At 63.3% G+C, this 23349-nt stretch carries 22 protein-coding genes and 1 pseudogene; 17 read left to right on the top strand and 6 right to left on the bottom strand.

Going from position 1 to position 23349, the window contains the following annotated elements:
* The 3 genes from NKI18_RS23265 to NKI18_RS23255 are packed head-to-tail and all read left to right on the top strand — an operon-like array spanning position 1 to position 3132.
* Entirely contained in the window at positions 1-1251 is a 1251-nt protein-coding gene (locus NKI18_RS23265) for a Zn-dependent hydrolase (RefSeq protein WP_352589382.1), read from the top strand.
* Between the two features lie 58 nt (positions 1252-1309).
* Positions 1310-2761 (top strand): dihydropyrimidinase, encoded by a 1452-nt coding sequence (hydA, locus tag NKI18_RS23260; protein WP_352621804.1) that lies wholly within the window; start codon positions 1310-1312, stop codon positions 2759-2761.
* Between the two features lie 29 nt (positions 2762-2790).
* A complete protein-coding gene (locus NKI18_RS23255) occupies positions 2791-3132 on the top strand; it encodes a hypothetical protein (protein ID WP_352621802.1) in 342 nt (113 codons plus the stop codon).
* Positions 3133-3167: 35 nt separating this feature from the next.
* Here NKI18_RS23255 and NKI18_RS23250 read toward each other — a convergent pair.
* Positions 3168-3568: pseudogene (locus NKI18_RS23250) on the bottom strand (cupin domain-containing protein).
* 191 nt (positions 3569-3759) lie between these two features.
* Here NKI18_RS23250 and NKI18_RS23245 point away from each other — a divergent pair.
* The 5 genes from NKI18_RS23245 (at position 3760) to NKI18_RS23225 (ending at position 8620) form a co-directional block, all read left to right on the top strand.
* On the top strand, positions 3760-4551 hold the full coding sequence (locus tag NKI18_RS23245; protein ID WP_352621799.1) for an ABC transporter ATP-binding protein: 792 nt from the start codon (positions 3760-3762) through the stop codon (positions 4549-4551).
* Positions 4552-4999: 448 nt separating this feature from the next.
* Positions 5000-5878 carry an ABC transporter permease gene (locus NKI18_RS23240; protein ID WP_352471508.1) on the top strand — a complete coding sequence of 293 codons (879 nt, stop codon included), beginning with the start codon at positions 5000-5002 and terminating at the stop codon, positions 5876-5878.
* The gene (locus tag NKI18_RS23235) at positions 5875-7011 is read left to right on the top strand and encodes an ABC transporter permease (RefSeq protein WP_352621798.1); all 1137 of its coding nucleotides are present in this window, start codon (positions 5875-5877) and stop codon (positions 7009-7011) included. The genes NKI18_RS23240 and NKI18_RS23235 overlap by 4 nt, the downstream gene beginning before the upstream one ends.
* A gap of 40 nt (positions 7012-7051) precedes the next feature.
* Entirely contained in the window at positions 7052-8023 is a 972-nt protein-coding gene (locus NKI18_RS23230; protein ID WP_352453393.1) for an ABC transporter substrate-binding protein, read from the top strand.
* A 153-nt stretch (positions 8024-8176) separates the two neighbouring features.
* Positions 8177-8620 (top strand): CHRD domain-containing protein, encoded by a 444-nt coding sequence (locus NKI18_RS23225; protein WP_352578725.1) that lies wholly within the window; start codon positions 8177-8179, stop codon positions 8618-8620.
* A gap of 40 nt (positions 8621-8660) precedes the next feature.
* Here NKI18_RS23225 and NKI18_RS23220 read toward each other — a convergent pair whose 3' ends face one another.
* The 3 genes from NKI18_RS23220 to NKI18_RS23210 all read right to left on the bottom strand — a co-directional run bounded on the left by NKI18_RS23220 (position 8661) and on the right by NKI18_RS23210 (position 12496).
* Positions 8661-10310, bottom strand: coding sequence for a thiamine pyrophosphate-binding protein (locus tag NKI18_RS23220; RefSeq protein ID WP_352589397.1), 1650 nt, complete (start codon positions 10308-10310; stop codon positions 8661-8663).
* A complete protein-coding gene (locus NKI18_RS23215) occupies positions 10307-11482 on the bottom strand; it encodes a CaiB/BaiF CoA transferase family protein (RefSeq protein ID WP_352621795.1) in 1176 nt (391 codons plus the stop codon). Before NKI18_RS23215 ends, NKI18_RS23220 begins: the two co-directional genes overlap by 4 nt.
* 78 nt (positions 11483-11560) lie before the next feature.
* Positions 11561-12496: an alpha/beta fold hydrolase gene (locus NKI18_RS23210; RefSeq protein ID WP_352621793.1), complete on the bottom strand. Its 936-nt coding sequence runs from the start codon at positions 12494-12496 to the stop codon at positions 11561-11563.
* A 265-nt stretch (positions 12497-12761) separates the two neighbouring features.
* Here NKI18_RS23210 and NKI18_RS23205 point away from each other — a divergent pair, with 265 nt between their 5' ends.
* The 4 genes from NKI18_RS23205 to NKI18_RS23190 all read left to right on the top strand — a co-directional run bounded on the left by NKI18_RS23205 (position 12762) and on the right by NKI18_RS23190 (position 15815).
* Positions 12762-13547, top strand: coding sequence for an alpha/beta fold hydrolase (locus NKI18_RS23205; protein ID WP_352621791.1), 786 nt, complete (start codon positions 12762-12764; stop codon positions 13545-13547).
* Positions 13544-13993, top strand: coding sequence for a MarR family winged helix-turn-helix transcriptional regulator (locus NKI18_RS23200; RefSeq protein WP_023675882.1), 450 nt, complete (start codon positions 13544-13546; stop codon positions 13991-13993). The genes NKI18_RS23205 and NKI18_RS23200 overlap by 4 nt, the downstream gene beginning before the upstream one ends.
* A gap of 120 nt (positions 13994-14113) precedes the next feature.
* Positions 14114-15127, top strand: a complete 1014-nt coding sequence (locus tag NKI18_RS23195) for a ribonuclease T2 family protein (protein ID WP_352621789.1) — start codon at positions 14114-14116, stop codon at positions 15125-15127.
* A gap of 73 nt (positions 15128-15200) precedes the next feature.
* Positions 15201-15815, top strand: coding sequence for a hypothetical protein (locus tag NKI18_RS23190; RefSeq protein WP_156937311.1), 615 nt, complete (start codon positions 15201-15203; stop codon positions 15813-15815).
* Between the two features lie 27 nt (positions 15816-15842).
* On the opposite strand, the gene NKI18_RS23185 is transcribed toward NKI18_RS23190, so the two are convergent.
* Entirely contained in the window at positions 15843-17138 is a 1296-nt protein-coding gene (locus NKI18_RS23185; protein ID WP_352621787.1) for a GGDEF domain-containing protein, read from the bottom strand.
* A gap of 344 nt (positions 17139-17482) precedes the next feature.
* Between NKI18_RS23185 and ettA the strand changes: the two genes are divergently transcribed.
* The 4 genes from ettA (at position 17483) to NKI18_RS23165 (ending at position 21641) form a co-directional block, all read left to right on the top strand.
* Entirely contained in the window at positions 17483-19132 is a 1650-nt protein-coding gene (ettA, locus tag NKI18_RS23180; protein WP_352453385.1) for an energy-dependent translational throttle protein EttA, read from the top strand.
* Positions 19133-19177: 45 nt separating this feature from the next.
* Positions 19178-19948 carry a trans-aconitate 2-methyltransferase gene (gene tam / locus NKI18_RS23175; RefSeq protein ID WP_352578732.1) on the top strand — a complete coding sequence of 257 codons (771 nt, stop codon included), beginning with the start codon at positions 19178-19180 and terminating at the stop codon, positions 19946-19948.
* 114 nt (positions 19949-20062) lie between these two features.
* On the top strand, positions 20063-20398 hold the full coding sequence (locus tag NKI18_RS23170) for a hypothetical protein (protein WP_352621785.1): 336 nt from the start codon (positions 20063-20065) through the stop codon (positions 20396-20398).
* Positions 20399-20519: 121 nt separating this feature from the next.
* The gene (locus tag NKI18_RS23165; RefSeq protein ID WP_352621784.1) at positions 20520-21641 is read left to right on the top strand and encodes a beta-ketoacyl-ACP synthase III; all 1122 of its coding nucleotides are present in this window, start codon (positions 20520-20522) and stop codon (positions 21639-21641) included.
* A gap of 85 nt (positions 21642-21726) precedes the next feature.
* Here NKI18_RS23165 and NKI18_RS23160 read toward each other — a convergent pair whose 3' ends face one another.
* Positions 21727-22293, bottom strand: a complete 567-nt coding sequence (locus NKI18_RS23160) for a methyltransferase family protein (RefSeq protein ID WP_352578735.1) — start codon at positions 22291-22293, stop codon at positions 21727-21729.
* 207 nt (positions 22294-22500) lie between these two features.
* Here NKI18_RS23160 and NKI18_RS23155 point away from each other — a divergent pair, with 207 nt between their 5' ends.
* The gene (locus tag NKI18_RS23155) at positions 22501-23118 is read left to right on the top strand and encodes an MOSC domain-containing protein (RefSeq protein ID WP_352456195.1); all 618 of its coding nucleotides are present in this window, start codon (positions 22501-22503) and stop codon (positions 23116-23118) included.
* The last annotated feature ends 231 nt before the right edge of the window (positions 23119-23349 follow it).

The raw sequence follows: 23349 nt of genomic DNA, 5'->3' as shown, positions 1-23349 counted from the left end.
ATGGCCGCCCCCGGCGAGAATCTGCGAATCAATTCAGACCGTTTGTGGGATTCGATAATGGAGATGGCGAAGATCGGCCCCGGCATTGCCGGCGGCAATAATCGCCAGACCGTGACTGACGAGGACGGCGAAGGGCGGCACCTGTTCAAGCGCTGGTGCGATGAGGCGGGGCTCGAAATGGGCGTCGACGAGATGGGTACGATGTTTGCCCGTCGCGAAGGCACCGACCCCAGCCTGCCGCCGGTCTATGTCGGCAGCCATCTCGACACCCAGCCGACCGGCGGCAAGTATGATGGTGTGCTCGGCGTGCTCGGCGGGCTGGAGGTCGTGCGCTCGCTCAACGATCTCGGCATCAAGACAAAGCATCCGATCGTCGTCACCAACTGGACCAATGAGGAAGGCGCGCGCTTTGCGCCGGCAATGATGGCGTCCGGCGTGTTCGCCGGCGTGCTCGATCAGGCCGATGTCTATTCGCATGTCGACAAGGACGGCAAGAAATTCGGCGAGGAGCTCGAACGGATCGGCTGGAAGGGCACCGAAAAGGTCGGCGAACGCAAGATCCACGCCTTTTTCGAGCTGCATATCGAGCAGGGCCCGATCCTCGAGGACGAGGGCATCGACATCGGTGTCGTCACCCATGGGCAAGGGTTGAAATGGCTGCAGGTGACGCTGACCGGCAAGGAGGCGCATACCGGCTCGACGCCGATGCCCAAGCGGCGCAATGCCGGGCTCGGCATGGCGCGGGTGATCGAGTTGGTGCACGAGATCGCCATGGACTATCAGCCCGACGCCGTCGGCGCGGTCGGCCATATGGAGGTTTATCCGAACTCGCGTAACATCATTGCCGGGCGCACCGTCTTCACCATCGACATCCGCTCGCCGGAAAAGGAGGTGCTGGACGCCATGGACGGGCGCATCCGCGAAGGCATCGACACGATCTGCGACGCGCTCGACATCAAATATCAAATCGAGCAGGTCGGCCATTTCGATCCGGTCACTTTCGACGCGGGCTGCGTCAAGGCTGTGCGGGATGCGGCGGAGCGCCTGGGATATACGCATCGCAACATCGTCTCCGGCGCCGGCCATGACGCCTGCTGGATCAACCGCGTCGCGCCGACGGCGATGGTGATGTGCCCGTGCGTCGACGGGCTCAGCCACAACGAGGCCGAGGAAATCACCAAGGAATGGGCAGCGGCCGGCGCCGACGTGCTGTTCCATGCGGTCGTCGACACGGCGGTGATTGTCGAATGATGGGATAGCCTCGCAACGCCGCTCACAAGAAGCGCGAACGAAACAAGGGAACAAGAAAATGACCAAAGTCATCAAGAATGGCACCATCGTCACCGCCGACCGCACGTGGAAGGCCGACGTGCTGTTCAAGCACGGCAAGATCATCGGCATCGGCTCGGATTTGCATGGCGACCATGAGTTCGACGCCAGCGGCTGCTATGTGATGCCGGGCGGCATCGACCCGCATACCCATCTCGAAATGCCGTTCATGGGCACCTATTCGGCCGATGACTTTGAATCCGGTACCCGCGCGGCCCTTGCCGGCGGCACGACGATGGTCGTCGATTTCTGCCTGCCGGCGCCGCAGCAGTCGCTGCTCGAGGCCCTGCAGATGTGGGACAACAAGACTTCGAAGGCGTCCTGCGACTATTCCTTCCACATGGCGATCACCTGGTGGGGCAAGCAGGTGTTCGACGAGATGGCCACCGTCGTCGACAGGGGCATTACCTCGTTCAAGCATTTCATGGCCTACAAGGGCGCGCTGATGGTCGATGACGACGAGCTGTATTCGTCGTTCCAGCGCTGTGCCGATCTTGGCGCGCTGCCGCTGGTCCATGCCGAGAATGGCGACGTGGTGGCGGCGCTGTCGCAGAAGCTGCTGGCGGCTGGAAACAGCGGCCCGGAGGGACACGCCTATTCGCGCCCGCCTGAAGTCGAAGGCGAGGCGACCAACCGCGCCATCATGATCGCCGACATGGCCGGCGTGCCGCTCTATGTCGTGCATGTCTCCTGCGAGCAGGCGCACGAAGCCATCCGCCGGGCGCGCCAGAAAGGCATGCGGGTATTCGGCGAGCCGCTGATCCAGCATCTGACGCTGGACGAGAGCGAATATTTCAACAAGGACTGGGACCATGCGGCGCGCCGCGTCATGAGCCCGCCCTTCCGCAACAAATGGCACCAGGATTCGCTGTGGGCCGGCCTGCAGGCCGGGTCGCTGCAAGTGGTGGCGACCGACCATTGTGCCTTCACCACCAAACAGAAGCGCAACGGCGTCGGCGACTTCACCAAGATCCCGAACGGCACGGGCGGGCTCGAGGACCGCTTGCCGGTGCTGTGGACGACCGGCGTCAACACCGGCCGGCTGACGATGAACGAGTTCGTCGCGGTGACCTCGACCAACATCGCCAAGATCCTCAACATGTACCCGAAGAAGGGCGCCATCGTCGAAGGCGCGGACGCTGACATCCTCGTATGGGACCCCATGCGCAAGAAGAAGATCACGGCCAAGAAGCAGCAGTCGGTGATCGACTACAATGTCTTCGAAGGATTTGAGGTAACCGGCCTGCCGCGCTTCGTCTTCTCGCGCGGCGAACTGTCGATCGAGGAAAACGAGGTCAAGGCGAAGCCCGGCCATGGCGAGTTCGTCGCTCGCGAGCCGAACGCGGCGGTCAACCGGGCGCTGTCGACGTGGAAGGAAATTTCCGCGCCGCGCAAGGTGGAACGGACGGGCATCCCGGCGACGGGCGTTTGAGCTTGGCGAGCCACGGAGCGATTATCTCAATGGCCGCGGTGATCCTTGCCGCCGGGCCGGCGGCGGCTGACTTCCTTGCCGGCTCCTTTGGCAATGAGGTCGGTTGCGCTGGTGTACGGCTCGGTTATCAGGACAGCGACGATTATGTCGTGCTGACCGCCGACGGCGTCGAAACCTATGGCAGCGGCTGCCAGTTCGCACAGCGACTGACGACGGCGCCTGGCACCCTGTTGTTGAGCTCCACCTGTTTCGCCGAGGGCGAGGAGGGCACGACCACGGATGTCGTCAAGGTCATCAACAGAGGAGGGGACGGTTTCTTCGTGACCATTCCCGGCCTTGAGGAGATAGGACCGCTGAAATCATGTTCGTGACGGTGCCGATGACGACCGCTGCCTCGATGCCGGCGTCAGGCGACCAACCCGTCCAGTTCCGGCAGCAGGACGACGCTTTCCTGTTCGTTGGGATCGGTACGGGCAATGACCGCCGAGGCGGGGCCGTCGCTCAGATTGGCCGGCAGATGCGGCACGCCGGGGGGAATATAGAAAAGATCGCCGGCCTTGACCACGATATGCTGTTCGAGCCGGTCGCCATACCAGGTATGGACTTCGCCGGAGAGACATAGATCGCGGTTTCATGGTTTTCGTGCATATGCGCCTTGGCGCGGGCACCCGGCGGCATGGTCAGCAGATGCATGCAGATGCCGGACGAGCCGACTGTTTCGGCGATACCGGCGAAATAACTCAGGCCCTGCTTGCCTTCATAAGAGCTTTCAGGGCGGATAAGATGGCAAGTCGGTTTGGGCGACATCGGGGCAACTCCGGGCGTCTATCTGATGGGACAAGGGCGCGTAGAACTGGGGCGCGTAGAACTGGGGCGCGTAGAACTGGGGCGAGTAAAACTGAGGCGAGTAGGACTGGGCGAGTGGAAAGCAACATCGGGGTAAAATCAATGGGATTCCGGCCGGCGCCGCAGTGGCCGGAAGCGGCAGGCTGCGGCCGATGACGGGAGTATCGCCAGCCGTTGTTTCGGCAAGCAAGCTTGGCCTGACCTTCCAGACCAATGATGGTCCGGTGCAGGCGCTGTCGAATGTCGACCTGACGATCGGCAAGGGGGAATTCGTGTCCTTCATCGGGCCCTCCGGCTGCGGCAAGACGACCTTGCTGCGCGTCATCGCCGATCTGGAGAAGCCGACATCGGGAGCCATCTCCGTCAACGGCATGACGCCCGAGCAGGCGCGCCAGAGCCGCGCCTATGGCTATGTCTTCCAGGCGGCCGCACTTTATCCGTGGCGCACCATCGAGCGCAATGTGGCACTGCCGCTGGAGATCATGGGCCTGTCCAGGGCGGAGCAGGCGGCGCGCATCAAGCGAACCCTCGACCTTGTCAACCTCGGCGGCTTCGAGAAGAAATACCCTTGGCAGCTTTCGGGCGGCATGCAGCAGCGCGCCTCGATTGCACGGGCGCTCGCTTTCGACGCCGACCTTTTGTTGATGGACGAGCCGTTCGGCGCGCTGGACGAGATCGTGCGCGATCACCTCAACGAACAGCTGCTGGAGCTTTGGGAGCGGACCAACAAGACTATCTGCTTCGTCACCCATTCGATCCCTGAGGCGGTCTATCTGTCGACGCGCATCGTCGTCATGTCGCCGCGCCCGGGGCGTGTCAGCGACGTCATAGAATCGACGCTGCCGAAAAAGCGGCCGCTCGATATCCGCGAGACGCCGGAGTTCCTGGCCATCGCGGCACGCGTGCGGGACGGGCTGAGGGCAGGGCACAGCTATGATGATTGAGGGCGCGCGCGACGGGCTTGCGCGCTCAACGCAGGAGGTGCCTCCGCCCCGCGAGGGAGCGGTCAACAATGCCTTCGTCATCCTAGGGCGGAGCCGCCGCGAAGCGGCGTGCGCAGACCCTAGGATCCATGCCGTGACATTAGCCGAAAGGCGCAAGCGGTTCAGAATATTCGCCGGGCAGAGCGGTGTGGAGGGAGCCATTTTCAGCACCGTTGCGGAGCGGGGAGGTTACGGCATGGATCCTAGGGTCTGCGCCGCGTCGCTTCGCTCCTTGCTTCGCCCTAGGATGACGAAGGCGTGGTTGGCCGCTCCCGATACGCACGCCGCTTCGCGGCGGTTCCGCCCTAGGATGACAAAAGCGCGGTCACCCTCACCCGGCCTCCGCTTCGCTCCAGCCCTCCTCTCCCCGTCGGGGAGAGGAGGGCGCTTACCCGGCGAGGCCTGCTAGATGGACTCGTTTCGCGACAAGATCGTTCCGGTGACCTCGATCCTCCTGGGCGTCGTCGTCGTCTGGTACGTCATGGCTGTCATCCTCAACGCGCCGTTCCAGCGCGATCTCGACCGCCGCGCCAATCAGACGCCGGGTATTGTGGAATTCATCGGCAAGACGCTGGTACAGCCGAAGCCGACGCTGCCGGCGCCGCATCAGGTGGCGGTGAATTTTTTCGAAAACACCTTTCTGCGTAGCATCACCTCGAACCGCAGCCTGGTCTACAATGCCTGGGTGACGCTGTCGTCGACGCTGCTCGGCTTTGCTTTCGGCACGGCGCTCGGCATCGTCATCGCCGTCGGCATCGTCCATGTGGCGACGCTCGACCGCAGTCTGATGCCGTGGATCATCGCCTCGCAGACCATTCCGATCCTGGCGGTGGCGCCGATGATCATCGTCGTGCTGGCGGCGGTCGGCATCACCGGGCTTATCCCGAAGGCGCTGATCTCGACCTATCTGTCGTTCTTCCCGGTGGCGGTCGGCATGGTGAAGGGACTGCGCTCGCCCGAGCTCACCCATCTCGACCTGATGCACACCTATAATGCCAGTGCCTCGCAGACCTTCTGGAAATTGCGGGTGCCGGCTTCGGTGCCGTTCCTGTTCACCTCGATGAAGGTGGCGGTGGCCGCCAGCCTGGTCGGCGCCATCGTCGGCGAGTTGCCGACCGGCGCCGTCGCCGGCATCGGTGCCAAATTGCTCGCCGGCGCCTACTACAGCCAGACCATCGACATCTGGTCGGCTCTGGTTGCCGGGTCGGTGGTCGCGGCACTGCTGGTGATGGTCGTCGGCATCGCCGGGCGCCTTGTCGACCGCGCCATGGGCGGGAGGCCGGCATGAGCTCCATCCTGAGCCTTTCCTCAATCACGCCTCGATCCTGGCAGGGGTATGCCGCGCTTGTCCTGCTTGTCGGCGCGCTGCTTCTTTGGCCGCTCGTCGGTGCTACGCCCGGTTACGGCATGGCGACTGCGGTTTTGATTTTCATTTTGCTGCTCGTGGCAATCGAGGCCGACAACTTTCCACCGATGATCGGGGTGGTGTTGCTGTTCCTTGGCGCGCATGGCGCAGCGTGGATGCTGCTCGCCGGCATAACCGGCAATGAGGGCAGCGCTCGCGCATCCTTCTATCTGCTGCTCGTCGCGGCGTGGTTTCTGGCCTGGCGCTGCGTAACGGTCTTGTCGTCGTTTCGCCCGACGTCGCGCTGGGCGTCAACCGCCCTGCGCCTGATCATTCCGGCCATCTTCGGCGCCTGGATCCTGATCATCTGGGAGGCGGTGACGCGTGGTGCCGGCATTCCCTTCATCCTGTTGCCGCCGCCAAGCGCCATCGGTGCACGCATCGTCGGCTCGCTGCCGGTGCTGGGGGCCGATGTCAGGCAGACCATCTTCAAGGCGGTTATCTTCGGCTATGTGGTGGGGAGCAGCGCCGGCTTCCTCGTTGCCATCGCCGCCGACCGCGTGCCGTTCCTGCGGCGCGGGCTTTTGCCGATCGGCAATATGGTGTCGGCGCTGCCGATCATCGGCGTCGCGCCGATCATGGTCATGTGGTTCGGCTTCGACTGGCAGTCGAAGGCAGCGGTGGTCATCATCATGACTTTCTTCCCGATGCTGGTGAACACCGTCGCCGGGCTTGCCGCCTCCGGCCATATGGAGCGCGACCTGATGCGCACCTATGCCTCGAGCTACTGGCAGGCGCTGTTCAAGCTGCGGCTGCCGGCGGCGGCACCCTTCATCTTCAATGCGTTAAAGATCAATTCGACGCTGGCGCTGATCGGCGCCATCGTCGCCGAGTTCTTCGGCACGCCGGTGGTCGGCATGGGATTCCGCATTTCGACGGAAGTCGGGCGGATGAACATCGACATGGTGTGGGCGGAAATCGCAGTTGCAGCACTTGCGGGTTCGGTCTTTTATGGCGTGGTCGCTCTTTTCGAGAGAGCAGTCACGTTTTGGCATCCCTCTGTCCGTGGTGGATAGGGGCGGTGGGTTTAGGGCGCTAACTTCAGAGGGTAAAAACATGAAAAGACTTGTTGTTTCGATGCTGGCCGGCGCGATGTCGCTTGCCGCGTTCCAGGCGATGGCCGCGGACAAGGTGACGCTGCAGCTGAAATGGGTCACCCAGGCACAGTTCGCCGGCTATTATGTCGCCAAGGCCAAGGGCTTCTATGACGCCGAGGGCCTCGACGTCGACATCAAGCCCGGCGGACCGGACATTGCACCGGAGCAGGTTATTGCCGGCGGCGGCGCCGACGTCATCGTCGACTGGATGGGCGGTGCGCTGGCTGCGCGCGAAAAGGGCGTGCCGCTGGTCAACATCGCTCAGCCGTTCAAGAAGGCCGGCATGGAGCTGGTCTGCCCGAAGGACGGGCCGGTCAAGACAGAAGCCGACTTCAAAGGCCACACGCTCGGCGTCTGGTTCTTCGGCAACGAGTATCCGTTCTATGCCTGGATGAACAAGCTTGGCCTCAAGACCGATGGCGGGCCGGACGGCGTCACCGTGCTCAAGCAGAGCTTTGACGTGCAGCCGCTGATCCAGAAGCAGGCGGATTGCATTTCGGTCATGACCTATAACGAGTACTGGCAGCTCATCGACGCCGGCTACAAGCCGGAAGAGCTGACCGTCTTCAACTATTCCGCCATGGGCAACGATCTGCTCGAAGACGGGCTCTATGCCCTGGAGGACAAGCTCAAGGATCCGGCCTTCGAGGACAAGATGGTGCGTTTCGTGCGCGCTTCGATGAAGGGTTGGAAATACGCCGTCGACAATTCCGACGAAGCGGCCGGCATCGTCATGGACAATGGCGGCCAGGACGAGAATCACCAGAAGCGGATGATGGGCGAAGTCGCCAAGCTGATCGACAATGCCGATGGCAAGCTCGATCCGGCGACCTACGAGCGCACCGCCAAGGCGCTGCTCGACCAGAAGATCATCAGCAAGGAGCCTACCGGCGCCTACACGACGGCGATCACCGACAAGGCCATCAAATAGGGGCTATCAGGCAAGCTCTGTTGGAAGACGAAAAGGGGCGGGCGACCGCCCCTTTTTAGTGGGATGTAAAATGAACGTTACCGGCGGAAACATCCGCTCGCAAAATCGTTGTGCCGGTGCATCCGCCTCAAGGGTGTCACAACGGAGGTTTCCATGCGCATCCAGTCCTTCACGCCGATGCTTTCGGCGCTGGCCATTTCTGCAGCCATCTTCTCTGCTTCACCGGCCTTGGCCGAAACCATAAAGATGGCGGCGACGCTCGATGGTGCTCAGCAGAACCCGCCCGTCACAACGAAGGGCAAGGGCACCGCCACGCTCAGGTTCAACACCGCCACCAAGAAACTCAGCTGGACCGTGAGATATTCCGGCCTCAGCGGGCCGGCGAAGGCCGCACACATTCACGGCCCGGCGGCAAAGGGTCAAAACGCCGATCCGGTGGTGCCGTTCGAAGGCAAGCTGAAGAGCCCGATCAAGGGTTCGGCGACATTGACTGATGCCCAGGCCACCGATCTTGAGGCAGGCAAATATTACGTCAACATCCACACCGCGGCCCACGCGGACGGCGAGATCCGCGGCCAGATCGAGAAGGCCAAATAGGCAGATCACGACGACAAAACAGGGCAATCATCCTGTTTTGTCAGGCCTTGTCGCGAATCTGGGTCATCGTGCGGGTCGGCGTGATGGCTTCAGGGTCGAGCCTGATCTCTACGATCGACGGCTTGCCGCTGGCCCGCGCTCGCTCGAAGGCCGCGGCGAAGTCGGCGGTCTTTTCCACCGTCTCGCCATGGCCGCCATAGGCACGGGCCAAAGCAGCAAAGTCGGGATTCTTCAAGTCCGTGGCGACGACACGGCCGGGATATTCGCGCTCCTGATGCATGCGGATGGTGCCGTAGATGCCATTGTTGACGACGATGACGATGATCGGCAGCCCGTATTGCACGGCGGTGGCGAATTCCTGGCCGTTCATCAGGAAACAGCCGTCGCCGGCGAAGGCGATCACGTCGCGGTCGGGGAAAAGCTGCTTGGCGGCGACCGCCGCCGGCGTGCCGTAGCCCATCGAGCCGGATGTGGGGGCTGCCTGCGTGCCGAAACGCCGGAAGCGATGGTAGCGATGCACCCAGGTGGCGTAGTTGCCGGCGCCGTTGGTGAGGATGGCGTCGTCCGGCAGCATCGTTTCGAGATAATTCATGATCGGCCCCATCTGGACGGCGCCGGGGCCGCTCTCCGGAGGCGTCGACCAGTCGAGATAGGCGGCGTGCAGCTTCGCTGCCTCAGCCGCCCACACCGGCGTTGCGGCCGGCTTGCGTCTGGCAAAGGCTTCGACGAAAGCGGCAGGCGAGGCATTGATCGCCAGCGCTGGCCGGTAGACGCGGCCGAGTTCGCCGGCGTCGGCATGGATATGGACCAGCGTCTGGTCGGGGTAGGGACTCTTCAGCAGCGTGTAGTCGGATGACGGCATCTCGCCCATGCGGCCGCCGATCAGCAGCACAAGATCGGCCTGCTTGATGGCGGTTGCTACCTTGGGATTGATGCCGATGCCGACATCGCCGGCATAGTTCGGGTGGAGATGGTCGAACAGCATCTGGCGGCGGAAGGAGCAGCCGACCGGCAGCGACCAGGCTTCGGCTATCGTCCGCATCCGTGCAACGGCCTGCGCGTCCCAGCGCGTACCACCGAGAATGACGAAGGGCCGCTTTGCCTTGTTGAGCAACACTTCCAGTGCGTCGAGCTCGACTTCGCCAGGCCGCGTCTCGACAGGGGTATAATGCCGGGCGTCCGGTGCCTCGGCGAGGCTGGTCAGCATGTCCTCGGGCAGCGAGATGACGACCGGGCCCGGGCGACCGGACGTCGCCACCGCAAAGGCGCGTGTGACGAATTCGGGTATGCGTGCGGCGTCGTCGATCTCGACCACCCATTTGGCGATATCGCCGAAGAACCTGACGTAGTCGACCTCCTGGAAGGCCTCGCGCCCCTTGGCGTGGCTGGCGACCTGGCCGATGAACAGGATGAGGGGGACTGAATCCTGCATCGCGATGTGGATGCCGGCCGAGGCATTGGTGGCGCCTGGGCCGCGGGTGACGAAGCAGATGCCGGGCCTGCCGGTCAGGCGGCCATGGCAGTCGGCCATCATTGCGGCACCGCCCTCCTGGCGGCAGACGATTGTGCGGATCGGTGAATCATGCAGCGCGTCGAGCACCGCCAGATAGGATTCGCCAGGTACGCAATAGATACGGTCCGTTCCGTTGGCTTCGAGCGCATCGACGATGAGTTGTCCGCCGGTCTTCATTTTCCTGACCTCTCCAGTTCGGTAAGGATTTCTTGGGTGTGTTCGCCGAGACGCGGTGACGGACGTTCATAGACCAGCGGCGTGCCGGACATGACCATCGGCGCCCGCACCGAGGGCAAGAGATTGCCATGGCCGTCATCGAGGTCGAGCCGCATGCCGCGCGCTACGGTCTGCGGGTCGGCAAACATCTGGCCGATGTTGTTGATTGGGCTGGCCGGCACTCCGGCAGTCTCAAGTCTGGCCAGCAACGGGTCGCGATCGAAGGCTTTCAGCGCCTCGATCATCTGCTCGCGCAGCTTTGCCCGGTTGGCGACGCGGGCGGGATTGGTGGCGAAGTCAGGGTTCGACACCAGCTCGTCGAGGCCGACAGCAGCGCAGAACTTTGCGAACTGGCCGTCATTGCCGACCGCCAGGATGATGTGGCCATTTTTTACCGGCACCACTTCGTAGGGCGCGATGTTCATATGCGCATTGCCCATCTGCACCGGCGACTGTCCGGAGACGAGATAGTTGAGGTTCTGGTTGCCGAGCGTCGAGATCTGGGTGTCATAGAGCGCCATGTCGATATGCTGGCCTTCGCCGGTCTTCTCGGCATGGCGAAGCGCCGCCTGGATGGCGATGACCGAATAAAGCCCGGTGAAAACATCCGATATAGCGACGCCCGCCTTTTGCGGTTCGCGGCCGGCTTCGCCGGTGATCGACATCATGCCGGCCATGCCCTGGATGATGAAATCATAGCCGGCACGCGGCGCATACGGTCCCGACTGGCCAAAACCGGTGATCGAGCAATAGATCAGCCGCGAGTTGATTTTCCTCAGGCTGTCATAGTCGAGGCCGTATTTCTTCAGTCCGCCGACTTTGAAGTTTTCGATCAGCACATCCGATGTCGCGACCAGCCGGCGCACCGTCTCGGCACCCTCGGGCGTCGAGAAGTCGATGGCGATGGAGCGCTTGCCGCGGTTGCAGGAATGGTAATAAGCGGCCGAAAGGTTCTCGCCGTCATGGCCGATGACGAAGGGCGGTCCCCATTTGCGGGTGTCGTCGCCGCCGTCCGGGCTCTCGACCTTGATCACGTCGGCGCCGAGGTCGGCAAGCAGCTGTCCGGCCCATGGCCCGGCGAGGATGCGTGCGAGTTCGATGACGCGGATGCCGTTGAGCGGAGGCTCAGTCATGGATCACCGTGGTTGATCGAAAGCGCAGCCTCTATCAATCCCGCGCGCCGCTGTCACGGCCCTTGCAATGGGCCAGTATCACTGTGCCCTCAGCACGCGGTCGGCCCAGGCGGCAAAATCCTCCATGATAATGTCTCGGTTGATCTCGTTCAGGCTTTCATGGCGGGTTTTGGCGTAAACCTTTGAAACGAGATTCGAAAAACCCATCATGTGCATCCGGCCGGCAAGATGGCTGACCGCCTTGCCGCCGTCCGAGGCCGGATCTTGCTCGCCTCCGACCAGATTGACGAACAGGTCGCGCCGCACGCCGGAAAAATTGCGGTCGCTGCCGCAATGCAGCGTCATCATGACGATGTCCTGCCACATCGACACCGATGCGTCCCAGCCGCAAAGCGGGTCGGCGATGTATTTCTCGACTTCAACGGCATCGTGCGACAGCCAGTCGAACGGCGTCCGGTGATTGGGCACCGCCTTGCCCCAGGCCCGGAACGTCAGCCGGGGCAGCAGGCGCGACGGCACGTCTGAGCCAAGCCGGAACTTTTCCCAACCAAGCATGGCCAGCGCGATTTGGCCGAGCAGTCCGGCCGAGAAATTGCCGTTCCAGATCGCGGCGGCATGGATGCGCACCGAGTGGCGGAGGACAAAGTTCAGCGAGACCGACGCGCCCAAGGAGTGACCGAAGACGATGACCGGCAGGCCCGGCTGTTCCCTGGCGATGAGATCATGGACGGCGGCGACATCGGCGATGACCTTGGCACCGCCATCCGCATCGGCGAACCTGCCAGGTGGCGCGTCGGGCGCCTTGGTGGCGCCGTGGCCACGGTGGTCGTGCGCGTAGACCTGGTAGCCGCGCTCGCCAAGGAAATCGGCAAAACGGGCATAGCGCGCCGCGTGCTCGGCCAACCCGTGATTGACCTGGACAATGGCGCGCGGTCGGCCGATGGCGTGTTTCACATAAAGGTTGAGCTCGGCGCCGGTCGGCGATGCCAGCATCCTCTGCTTGTCAAATGGCATGTCTCGCTCCCGTCGGCGACTGTTGGGCGACGCAGCGATCGACGTCAAGGGACGTAGGGTACCCTTCGACGTAGTTGACAGCATGCTGTCAATGTGATTGCATGACAGCATACTGTCAAATGGTCAGCGGCAGATTGGGGGTATGACTATGAAAACCACCGGGGCCATTTCGCGGCGTGCAATCTTGCTGGCGGGCTTCGCCTTCACGACGGCCACCCTGTTGTCAGGGATTGCTGCGTTCAGTCAGGAAACCAGGGAGATAACCATGATGACGTCCACTGTTCCAGGCCCGCAAGGCCAGCTTGCCACTTATAGGATCAACGCCGGCAATGGCCTGCCGATCATGTTCCTGCATGGAGATTGCAGCCGCGCTTCCCACTGGGACCGGGTGATGCAGCTCTCCGTCGAAGGCCGCGAGGCGGTAGCCTTCGATTTTCGCGGTCATGGCGCCTCCGCGCCGGCGCAGGACGGTGACTATGGTTATGACGGTCGTGCAATGGATGTCGGTGCCGTGGCCGACGCGTTTGGCCTGAAGCGGTTTCTCATTGTCGCGCACAGCGGCGGCGGTGGCGTGGCGCTCGCTTATGCCGCCAGCCATGCCGACCGGGTCGCCGGTGTCTTGCTCGTCGACCCGGCGACCGATCCTCGTGCGCTGCCGCAGGCGATTCGTGACGGCTTTGTCCGCGATCTGGCCGGTCCGCAAGGCCGTGATGTCCTGAACGCCTATTACACGGCGATTGCCGGCCCTAACGCGGCTGTTCGCCAGCGTGTTCTGGCCGATGCGGCAGTGGTCGACCCGGCGGCGAGGGCAGGTGTCGGCAAGGCACTGGCCGAATGGAACCCGGAGCCGGCACTCGATGCGTATCGCGGGCCTATGTTCGTATTGGCTACCGAGGCCAGTGACACTCCAGCCGCGCTCTACCGGCTGCGCACGGACATTCCGCGCCAGATCGTGGCGGGCAGCGGCCATTGGGTGATGCTTGACAAGCCCGAGGTCGTAGCCGAAGCCGTTAATAATTTCGTCGCGACCATCGAGGCCGGCCAGAAATGACGACCAGGACCGAAGCGGCAAATGTGCTCACCGAACTGGTGCTTGCCGTGTTCAGGATGAACGGCAGTTTTCTGGATGCGGCCGACCGTCTGGCCGCTCCAACCGGGCTGACGGCAGCGCGCTGGCAGGTTTTGGGTGCAGTTTTGAAGGAGCCGAAATCTGTGGCCGACATCGCCCGCGACATGGGTCTCGCCCGTCAGAGTGTACAGCGGCTGGCCGACATACTGGCTGCGGAGGGGCTTGCCGCCTACGCCGACAACCCGGCGCATCGCCGCGCCAAGCTGTTGTCGATAACCGATGCCGGCCGGGCAGCGGTCAAGAATATCGGCACACGCCAGCATGTTTGGGCGAACCGCGTTTCGGAGGGTATGGACGCCGACGCGCTGAAAGCCTCGCTTGATCTGCTGCGCACCCTGACGGAACGGGTGGAGGCGGGCGGATCCTGATCGACCACGCGGGAGCCGTCTCAATGCGCTGGCGATTGTTTTTACGGCCGGCGAAAGAAATCGTAATTCTGACATGTCGCAAGTTTCTAGCTTGCGGCGTGAATCACGAGGAGTGCCGGAATGCGGATTTGGGCGATATGGGGGGCGGTGTTTCTTGCGTTTGCTGGCGCAAGCGCGGCACGGGCCGATGTGAAGATGACCGGCTCTTTCGTCGCCGATGCCGCCTGTCCGGCAACGCAGGCGATCAAGAGCGGCAAGAATCCCGGCAATGTCTCAACCGCGGCTGGTCAGAGTTATGATCTGCTAGCCGGCAACAAGGACGCGCCCACGCACTATCTCATTCGCGTGCCGGGCGCCGATCCGGAGCGCCGCTGGGTCAAGATCAGCTGCGGTCGTGTTTCGGGCGGCAGCGCGTCGACGATGCCGGCTGCACCGGCGCCTGCCGAGCCGAACAAGCCATCGGCGTCCGGAAAGCCGGAATATGTCTTCGCGCTGAGCTGGCAGCCGGCTTTCTGCGAGACCAAATCCAGCAAGGCCGAATGCCGTGCGCAGACCGCCGCCGGTTTCGAGGCGACCCACTTCACCTTGCATGGGTTGTGGCCGCAGCCGAACGGAAATTTCTATTGCCAGGTCGCCGCAAGCGACAAGGCGAACGACGATCCGGCGCACTGGCGAGACTTGCCGCCGGTAACCCTTGACCCGAAAACGCGAGCGGAACTCGACCAGGTGATGCCGGGCACCGCATCCGCCCTCGAAAGGCATGAATGGATCAAGCACGGCACCTGCTACGGCAAGAGCCAGCAGGAGTATTTCGCCGACGCCTTGAACCTGATGCGCGCGGTGAACGCGTCGCCGGTGCGCGATCTCTTCACCAAGAGCGTCGGCAAGCAGCTCACGTCCGATCAGATCCGCAGCACCTTCGACAGTGCCTTCGGCAAAGGCGCGGGCGACCGGGTCCGCGTGTCCTGCGTGGTCGATCCTTCGAACGGCAGGCGGCTGATCGGCGAACTGACGCTCGGCCTGACCGGCCCGATCGCTTCGAACGCTTCGCTCGGTGCCCTGCTGCCTGCCTCGGCGCCGACAGCCAAGGCTGGCTGCCCGAAGGGCGCGGTCGATGCCGTCGGGTTCCAGTAAACAGGCCGTACGCGACTGTCGCTTTGCACCGGGGATGGTATGATCCCGGGGGCATCATTCATAGGGGGTGGCGATGAGTGGTATGACGGGCGGCGCGCTGGCGCGGCTGGCGTTCTGGGCCAAGGGCATGACGGCGATCCGCGACGGCCATATGGAGTGGCCGGGCTTTTCCTACACCGAAGTGGAGTGGGCGCGCATGACCACGCTCGCCAAACCCGTCGGCGGCGGCACCTACCAATTGTTCACGCTGGTCAACGCGGCGATCTTCATCGCCATTGCCGCGCTCGGGATATTCTGTGTCTTCCTGCCGCTGGCGGCGCTGCTGTTCCCGGTACCGGCCGAAACCAGTGCGATCAAGTTTTCGCTGCTCCTGGCGGCATGCGCCTTCCTGATCATCGGCATCGGCTTGCCGATTTCGCTGCGTCTTTCGACCACGCTGGTGGCGCCGAAGGCAATGCGGGCCGCGCTTGTCGCCGTGCCCGGCGACCAGGCGCTTGCGGCAAAAGTGTCATGGCAGATCAACCGGATCACGCTCGTGCTCTGCGGCCTGCTGGTACCGGGCATTCTTCTGTTCATTGCCTACGACATCGAAGCCGGCCCGATTATTACCGCGTTGAAATGGCTGGCGATCGCGCTGATGGCGGTTTCGGTTGCGATCGGCGGATGGCAGCGGCGCAAACAATCCTGATTGAGCCAATCGCAGGCCTGGGTAGCGTTACGCGCCGGCGCTGCGCTCCGGCCTGGTCCATGTGTTGCGGGCGTCTGCTTCGTTGCCGCCCGGTTCGCCGACAACGCGATCGCGTCCGGTCGATTTGGCCTTGTAGAGACGCTGGTCGGCCAGCGCAAAGAGATCGGCAAGGCAACGGGTCGTCTCGCTGACCGTCGATATGCCGGCGCTGACGGTAATGTCGAACCGGCTGGTGCTCGCGGACGTCTTGACCGCTTGCCTGACGGTTTCGCCCAGCAGCCTGGCGAGCGGCTGCGGACGCCAGCCGAGGATGGCGAATTCCTCACCGCCGATCCTGAACAATTGATCTTCGGTCCCGACAAGTTCGCCAAGCAAAATCGCCAGGGCTTTCAGCACCTTGTCTCCCTCGGCGTGGCCGAAGCGGTCGTTGATCGATTTGAAGTGGTCGACATCGATGATCAGCAGGCTGAGCGGCCTGGCGGTCCGCAGGCTGGCGGCGACGGCGGCCTCGCCATCGCTGTCGAAGCGCCCCCTGTGCAGGAGGCCGGTGAGGCCGTCGCGACCGACATGCTCGACCAGCGCCTCATAGCGCTCGCGATAGGTTAGCGTGTCGAAAATGTCGGAAAGCCCGCGCGGCGCCGGCACCTGCCGCGCCTCGAACCACCTGATATAGGCGACCAGCATGGTGCCGTAGACCAGGGCCGCTGCCATCTTGGCGAACCAGCCGCCGAAGAACACCGCGACCGGCGCACCGGTGACAAAATGCAGCGCCGTGAAAAAGCCTGCCTGGTCGAAGGTGAGCACGCAGGCGACGGAGACCAGGATGCGGGTGAAAAGCGCCTTGCGCAGATATTTGCCGAGCTTTTCATAGAGCAGAATGATCAGGATGGCGTCGACGAACAGCAGCGTCGTGCCCCACACCATCAGCCAGCCCATCTCGTCGATGAAGCCGATGTCGGGAAGCTTGCCGTCGGGCAGCGGTGCGATGTCGTGCAGGCGCAGGATCAGCACGAGCCCGATCATCAGGGCATTGCCGAGCAGCAGGCCGTAAATCGGCTGCCGGACAGTTGCCGCGTCCTCCTTGATGTAGAGCAGGAGCAGCATGACCAGCTTGCCGGAAAACAGCACGGCCGAACCCGGCGATACCATGCCGAACGGCAGCGCGACGTAGAAGACGCTGGCGAGATAGGTTTCCAGGAAATGCATGACGCCAAGGGCGCAAACAAAGACGCCGAGGCCGATGCGGCCCCTGAACCGGAAAAGCGTGACCATGATGCCGAAATAGAGAACCGCTTCGGCAAAAAGCAGGAAACTGTTCAACACGGCCCGATCTCTCTCCCCGAAATCGCGGCTGCCAGCGATTTCCCATCCAACATTGTTTGACGCGGAATGGTTAACCGGAGCTTTCGCCTGGGCGCCGGCACGAAATGAAGCGGCTAAGCGTTTGTGGGTGCGACCAAATCCGCCTGGAGCGGGTCATCGTTTCACGGAACCGCTGAACCGCTCCATCTTTTTTGTTTTGACGCAATTCCGGACGGAAAACCGTTTCACGCTTTTCCTGGAATTGCTCCAGGGCCAAAACTGTTTGCCGTTCGCGGCCGCATCGCTTACATAGCCCCCAACTTCCATTCAATCCGACATCAGTCGACTTTTCAGGGAAAGCGCGCGTGGCACGCCAGTTCATCTATCACATGGCCGGCCTCAACAAGGCCTACGGCACCAAGAAGGTGCTCGAGAACATTCATCTGTCCTTCTATCCGGACGCCAAGATCGGCATCCTCGGTCCCAACGGCGCCGGCAAGTCGACGATCCTCAAGATCATGGCCGGCATCGACAAGGAGTGGAGCGGCGAGGCCTGGCTGGCCGAGGGTGCTACCGTCGGTTACCTGGCGCAGGAGCCGGCGCTCGATCCGAACAAGAACGTGTTCGAAAACGTCATGGAAGGCGTCGCCGCCAAGACCGCCATCATCGAGCGCTACAACGAATTGATGATGAACTATTCCGACGAGACGGCGGACGAGTCGGCCAAGCTGCAGGACGAGATGGACCGGCTCAACCTCTGGGATCTCGAACAGCAGGTCGAGATGGCGATGGAGGCACTCGGCTGCCCGCCCAAGGAGGCCGATGTCACCAAGCTGTCGGGCGGCGAACGCCGTCGCGTCGCGCTTTGCCAGCTCTTGCTGCGCCAGCCCGACCTTCTGCTGCTCGACGAGCCGACCAACCATCTCGACGCCGAGACGACGGCGTGGCTGGAAAAGCATCTGCGGGCCTATCCGGGCGCGGTGATGATCATCACCCACGATCGCTACTTCCTCGACAATGTCACCGGCTGGATCCTCGAGCTCGATCGCGGCCGCGGTATCCCCTACGAAGGCAACTACACCAAATATCTCGAAGCCAAGGCCAAGCGGCTCAAGCAGGAAGGCCGCGAGGACGATGCGCGCCAGCGGGCGATCGGCCGCGAGCGCGAGTGGATCCAGTCCAGCCCGAAAGCCCGGCAGACCAAGTCGAAAGCCCGTATCCAGGCCTTCCAGGATCTGCTGGATGCAGCCGACAAGCGGCGTCCGAGCGACACCCAGATCGTCATTCCGCATGGCGAGCGGCTCGGCAATGTGGTGATCGAGGTCGAGGGCCTGTCGAAGGGCTTTGGCGATACGCTGTTGATCGATGATCTCGAATTCAAGCTGCCGCCGGGCGGCATCGTCGGCGTCATCGGCCCGAACGGCGCCGGCAAGACGACGCTGTTCCGCATGATCACCGGCCAGGAAAAGCCCGATGCCGGCACCATCCGCGTCGGCGAGACGGTCAAGCTCGGTTATGTCGACCAGAGCCGCGACGCGCTCGACCCGACCAAGACGGTCTGGGAAGAGATCTCGGGCGGCGCCGAAGTGGTCAAGCTCGGCAAGTTCGAAGCCAACACCCGCGCCTATTGCGCGTCGTTCAATTTCCGCGGCGGCGACCAGCAGCAGAAGGTCGGCAACCTGTCCGGCGGCCAGCGCAACCGCGTGCATCTGGCCAAGATGCTGAAGACCGGCGGCAATGTGCTGCTGCTCGACGAACCGACCAACGATCTCGATACCGAAACGCTGGCTGCACTTGAAGACGCGCTCGAGAGCTTCGCCGGCTGCGCCGTCATCATCTCGCACGATCGCATGTTCCTCGATCGCCTGGCGACGCACATCCTCGCCTTCGAGGGCGACAGCCACGTCGAATGGTTCGAAGGCAATTTCGAGGATTACGAGCAGGACAAGATCCGCCGCCTTGGCCCGGAAGCGGTCAACCCGCACAGGATGACGTATAAGCGGCTGACGCGGTAAGACATTTACAGGGCGGCGAATTCTCAAATGATCTGAGGAACCAAGATGGCCGACTGGTCCGCCGCCCTCTACCTGAAGTTCGAGGACGAGCGCACCCGCCCCGCGCGCGATCTCGTTGCGCAGGTGCCGGTGCCGGAACCGCGCCGGGTGGTCGACATTGGCTGCGGGCCGGGCAATTCGACCGAATTGCTGGTCGAGCGCTGGCCGCAGGCGCAGATCAGCGGCTTCGATACCTCCCTCGACATGATCGAGAAGGCGAAGGCGCGCCTGCCCGGCGTCACCCTTGCGCTGGGGGATGCGGCGGCGTGGCAGCCGAACGAACCGGTCGACGTGATCTTTGCCAATGCAGTGTTTCAGTGGCTGCCGGAGCATCCGGCGGTCTTCCAGCGGCTGATGGGATTTTTGGCGCCCGGCGGCGCGCTTGCCGTGCAGATGCCGGACAACATGGGCGAGCCTTCGCACCGGCTGATGCGGGAGACCGCGGCCGAGATGCCGTTCGCCGAAAAGCTCGAGCGCGCGGCCCGCGCGCCGCTGCCGCCGGTCGCGTTCTACTACGACCTTTTGTCGCCATTCTCGGATCGGCTCGATATCTGGCACACGATCTACAACCATCCGCTGGCCGATGCCGAGGCGATCGTCGAGTGGGTGAAATCGACGGGGCTGAAGCCGTTCCTCGATCCGCTCGACGAAAACGAGCGGCAGCTTTTCCTGAAGTGCTACACGGCCGGGATCAGCGAAGCCTATCCGAAAACGGCAAGCGGCAAGGTGTTGCTGCGCTTTCCCCGTCTCTTCATCGTGGCGCGGCGTTCCGCTTAGAAACTCTTAGCTACACCCAAAAACAGCCAGCAGCGGATGCTTGACCGGCTTTCGCCGTCATGCGCATCTCGCTGGGGCAGGGATAAGGCCCTTCATGGGCCATGGGGGTGGATGATGACACTGAAAAAGATGGGTTTCGGCGGCAGCGTTTGTGCGGCCGCTGTGCTTGCCTTGTCTCTATCGGCGGAGGCCAAGCGAGCGCGCTGCTTCACCAGCGACGACGGCTATTTCTCGTGCAGCTATCGGGCGCTGGACGATGCCGGCAGCTTTCGCATCTCGGCGCCGGGTTATCCGACCTACGTCCTGGAAATCGACGGACCGGGTTTTGCCTATGGCTATGTCAATCTCGGCCGCCGCAACGTGTCGCTGCCCGGGCAATTCGTGCGCAGCCGCGATGACGGTGCCTGCTGGAACAACCCACAGACCAATACCAAGCTCTGCGCCTGGTAAAGACCCGTCCCAGGGACTTGATTTAAGCCGGCATAAACTGGCTAGGTGCAAAAGAGGTTGCGCCGAGCTTTTTGCGGCGTCGACATGAAGCCGCAACGCCTGCGCACGGGACGAACTGGAAATGCATCGCGTCATCATCAGCGGCATCGGCGTTGAAATCCCCGAAGCTTCGATCACCAACGAGGAGCTCGTCGCCAGCTTCAACGCCTGGGTGGACATGGAGAACGTCCGCCGCGAGGTGTCGGGCGAGCCGCTGCTACAGAAATCGGACAGTGCCTTCATCGTCCATGCCTCGGGCGTCCAGACCCGCCATGTCATCGAACGGGAAGGCATCCTCGACCCGGCCCGCATGGCGCCGCGCTTCGCGGCGCGGCCCGACGATGCGCTGTCGCTGGAGGCCGAGTTCGGCATCGCTTCGGCCCGCAAGGCGCTCGATCATGCCGGGCTGAAGCCTGGCGACATCGACCTGGTGATCTGCTCGGCCTCGCACCATCAGCGGCCCTATCCGGCGATCGCCATCGAAATGCAGCAGGCGCTGGGCACGAAAGGCGCCGGCTTCGATATGGGGCTTGGCTGCTCTTCGGCGGCGGCGGCGTTGCACATCGCGGTCAATCTGGTGCGGGCAGGGGCGCATAAACGCGTGCTGGTGACGACGCCGGAGATCATCACCGGGCATCTCAATTTTCGCGACCGGCAGACGCATTTCATCTTCGGCGACGCTTCCGTGTCGATGATCGTCGAAGGGCTTGCCCAGGGCGAGAAGCGGCCGGGCCGCTTCGAGGTGCTGGACACGCGTGCCTGGACGCAGATGTCGAACAGCATCCGCACCAATCTCGGTTACTATACCCGCGCCACCCAGGACGATCCGTACATGATCGATCTGGAAGGCAATCTGATCAAGCAGATCGGCAACAAGGTGTTCAAGGAAGTCACCGTTGCCGGCCACAAATTCATCGTCGAGTTCCTGGCCGAGCACGGGCTGACGCCGCAGGCGATCCGGCGTTTCTGGCTGCATCAGGCCAATGCGCGGATGAACGCCATGATCCTGAAACTGTCGTTCGGCCATGACGTCGACCACGACCGCGCGCCGATGGTGCTGGAGCGCCTCGGCAACACCGCCGCCGCCGGCGCCATCATCGCCCTGTCGGAGAACCATGCCGACATGAAGGCCGGCGACTACGGCCTGCTCTGCGCCTTCGGCGCCGGCTACTCGATCGGCGGCGCGCTATTGCGCATGCTTTAGATTTTTGTTTTACGCATGTCGTTGTCCCCAAAACCGCTGCACACCCTCGGTTCAAGCCCGAGGGCATGCTTTTGGGCGACATGCATCAGCTCGGCGCGAACGGCACCAGCATCGGAACGCGCCTGGCATAGTCGTCGTAAGCGCTACCCAGTTCGCCGCGCAGAAAACGCTCCTCCAGCCTTGCCTTCATGACGATGCCGACGGTGATGAGGATGGCGCCGGCAACGCCCCAGACCGTGCCTTTCGCCGCCATGGTGGCGAGGATCGCCAGAAGCAGCCCGGTATAGATCGGGTGGCGGACCAGCCGGTAAGGGCCGGTGTCGACGACGCGATGCGCGGCCTTGGCGGTGACCGTGGCCGACCACAGGCGGCCAAGATGCAGCCGCGCCCACCAGGCAAATGCCAGGCCGGCGGCAATCAGCGCCACGCAGATCCACGCTTCGGCAAGGTTTGGCAGCCAGAGTCTCAGCCGGCCGGCATAACCGTGCGCCGGGATGAGGAGAAGGATCGTGCCGAGCACCATGACTGCGCGGGATGGAAGCTCCACCCCGAAGCCGGCGCGTTTTTCGGCCCGGTCGGCCCAGAAGGCGGCCGCGGCCCATGAAACTACCCAGAGCAGCCACAGCAACGCGATTGCCGATGCGGGATGCATGATAAACCTCCGCAGCCTTGACCTGATCGATATTATCAACCGATACAGCGCGGCAGCAATGCGGCACGCTTTTGCATGAGGCTGATTCAACCAGAACGCTGGTGGTGCCGACCCGTATCAGCCGTCTTGATTGGAGCATCAACGCTTTCGACTGGACCCTATGAATCGGCTTCGGCTAACTGCATCCGGTAGCTAGGAATGAAACCAATGCCGGATATGTTTCCCGCAACCGAAACTCCGGTCGAGATCGTCCCGTCGCGAAAACTCGCCGCCAGGGTGGCGGCGCTCTGTCTCGCATCATTCGATCGTTTTGAGACACGAGCGGTGGATACGCTGCAACTCGGTTTCGACGGCATCGACGGCGATTTCCATGCCGGCACGACGCGGCGCTCCGGCGGGCGGGAACCCTGGTATCCGCGCGGCACCGAGATGCGCAACGAACGGCAATTGTCGATCGTGGCGGCGGACGAGCTGGCGATCGTCGCCGAACGGATGGGCATCGCCGAGATCAAGCCGGAATGGATCGGCGCCAATCTCCTGATCGAAGGCCTGCCGCGCCTCTCGATGCTGCCGTCCGGCACGTTGCTGTTCTTCAAAGGCGGCGCGACCGTCAAGGTCGATGCGCAGAACGGGCCTTGCCGCTTCGCCGGGCGATCGGTCGCCGAGAATGCCGGGATGGCCGACCATGAGGCCGGCGCGCTGCTGTTCCCGAAGTCGGCGAAGCGCTTGCGTGGGCTCGTCGCCTGGGTCGAGAAGCCCGGCACGATCGCGGCCGGCGAGGAGATTTCGGTGCGCGTGCCCGAGCAGTGGATTTACCGGGCCTAGTTGTTTTCCAGGCAAGGCGGCATTGCCAGTCAAAGCCGCGTTCCTTCGCGCCCCGCTATCCTGCAGGGCAGGGAGGCACTGTCCCTCGACCTCTGAGAACCTGGGTTCCTCGCCCACCGCGAAGCGGGGGGAGAGGTGGGCCCGACGCGGCCCGGGAGGGGCGGTTGTTTAGGGCGGGGGTCGCCCACCGCAGGGGGGGGCGGCCGCACCCCCACCCCCCCCCAAGGGAGG

Origin of the sequence: Mesorhizobium sp. M0800 (assembly GCF_040320095.1) — a bacterium.
Classification (GTDB): domain Bacteria; phylum Pseudomonadota; class Alphaproteobacteria; order Rhizobiales; family Rhizobiaceae; genus Mesorhizobium.
This window is presented reverse-complemented; position numbering and strand designations above follow the sequence as displayed.

What these genes read in the sequence shown, in the direction of transcription:
- NKI18_RS23235 (WP_352621798.1), top strand. Translation starts at nt 5,875, where the DNA reads ATGAGCTCCATCCTGAGCCTTTCCTCAATCACGCCTCGATCCTGGCAG.
- NKI18_RS23240 (WP_352471508.1), top strand. Translation starts at nt 5,000, where the DNA reads ATGGACTCGTTTCGCGACAAGATCGTTCCGGTGACCTCGATCCTCCTG.
- NKI18_RS23210 (WP_352621793.1), bottom strand. Translation starts at nt 12,496, where the DNA reads ATGCCATTTGACAAGCAGAGGATGCTGGCATCGCCGACCGGCGCCGAG.
- NKI18_RS23160 (WP_352578735.1), bottom strand. Translation starts at nt 22,293, where the DNA reads ATGCATCCCGCATCGGCAATCGCGTTGCTGTGGCTGCTCTGGGTAGTT.
- NKI18_RS23205 (WP_352621791.1), top strand. Translation starts at nt 12,762, where the DNA reads ATGATGACGTCCACTGTTCCAGGCCCGCAAGGCCAGCTTGCCACTTAT.
- NKI18_RS23220 (WP_352589397.1), bottom strand. Translation starts at nt 10,310, where the DNA reads ATGAAGACCGGCGGACAACTCATCGTCGATGCGCTCGAAGCCAACGGA.
- NKI18_RS23170 (WP_352621785.1), top strand. Translation starts at nt 20,063, where the DNA reads ATGACACTGAAAAAGATGGGTTTCGGCGGCAGCGTTTGTGCGGCCGCT.
- hydA (WP_352621804.1), top strand. Translation starts at nt 1,310, where the DNA reads ATGACCAAAGTCATCAAGAATGGCACCATCGTCACCGCCGACCGCACG.
- NKI18_RS23195 (WP_352621789.1), top strand. Translation starts at nt 14,114, where the DNA reads ATGCGGATTTGGGCGATATGGGGGGCGGTGTTTCTTGCGTTTGCTGGC.
- NKI18_RS23255 (WP_352621802.1), top strand. Translation starts at nt 2,791, where the DNA reads ATGGCCGCGGTGATCCTTGCCGCCGGGCCGGCGGCGGCTGACTTCCTT.
- tam (WP_352578732.1), top strand. Translation starts at nt 19,178, where the DNA reads ATGGCCGACTGGTCCGCCGCCCTCTACCTGAAGTTCGAGGACGAGCGC.
- NKI18_RS23200 (WP_023675882.1), top strand. Translation starts at nt 13,544, where the DNA reads ATGACGACCAGGACCGAAGCGGCAAATGTGCTCACCGAACTGGTGCTT.
- NKI18_RS23155 (WP_352456195.1), top strand. Translation starts at nt 22,501, where the DNA reads ATGCCGGATATGTTTCCCGCAACCGAAACTCCGGTCGAGATCGTCCCG.
- NKI18_RS23215 (WP_352621795.1), bottom strand. Translation starts at nt 11,482, where the DNA reads ATGACTGAGCCTCCGCTCAACGGCATCCGCGTCATCGAACTCGCACGC.
- NKI18_RS23230 (WP_352453393.1), top strand. Translation starts at nt 7,052, where the DNA reads ATGAAAAGACTTGTTGTTTCGATGCTGGCCGGCGCGATGTCGCTTGCC.
- NKI18_RS23190 (WP_156937311.1), top strand. Translation starts at nt 15,201, where the DNA reads ATGAGTGGTATGACGGGCGGCGCGCTGGCGCGGCTGGCGTTCTGGGCC.
- NKI18_RS23265 (WP_352589382.1), top strand. Translation starts at nt 1, where the DNA reads ATGGCCGCCCCCGGCGAGAATCTGCGAATCAATTCAGACCGTTTGTGG.
- NKI18_RS23165 (WP_352621784.1), top strand. Translation starts at nt 20,520, where the DNA reads ATGCATCGCGTCATCATCAGCGGCATCGGCGTTGAAATCCCCGAAGCT.
- NKI18_RS23225 (WP_352578725.1), top strand. Translation starts at nt 8,177, where the DNA reads ATGCGCATCCAGTCCTTCACGCCGATGCTTTCGGCGCTGGCCATTTCT.
- NKI18_RS23245 (WP_352621799.1), top strand. Translation starts at nt 3,760, where the DNA reads ATGACGGGAGTATCGCCAGCCGTTGTTTCGGCAAGCAAGCTTGGCCTG.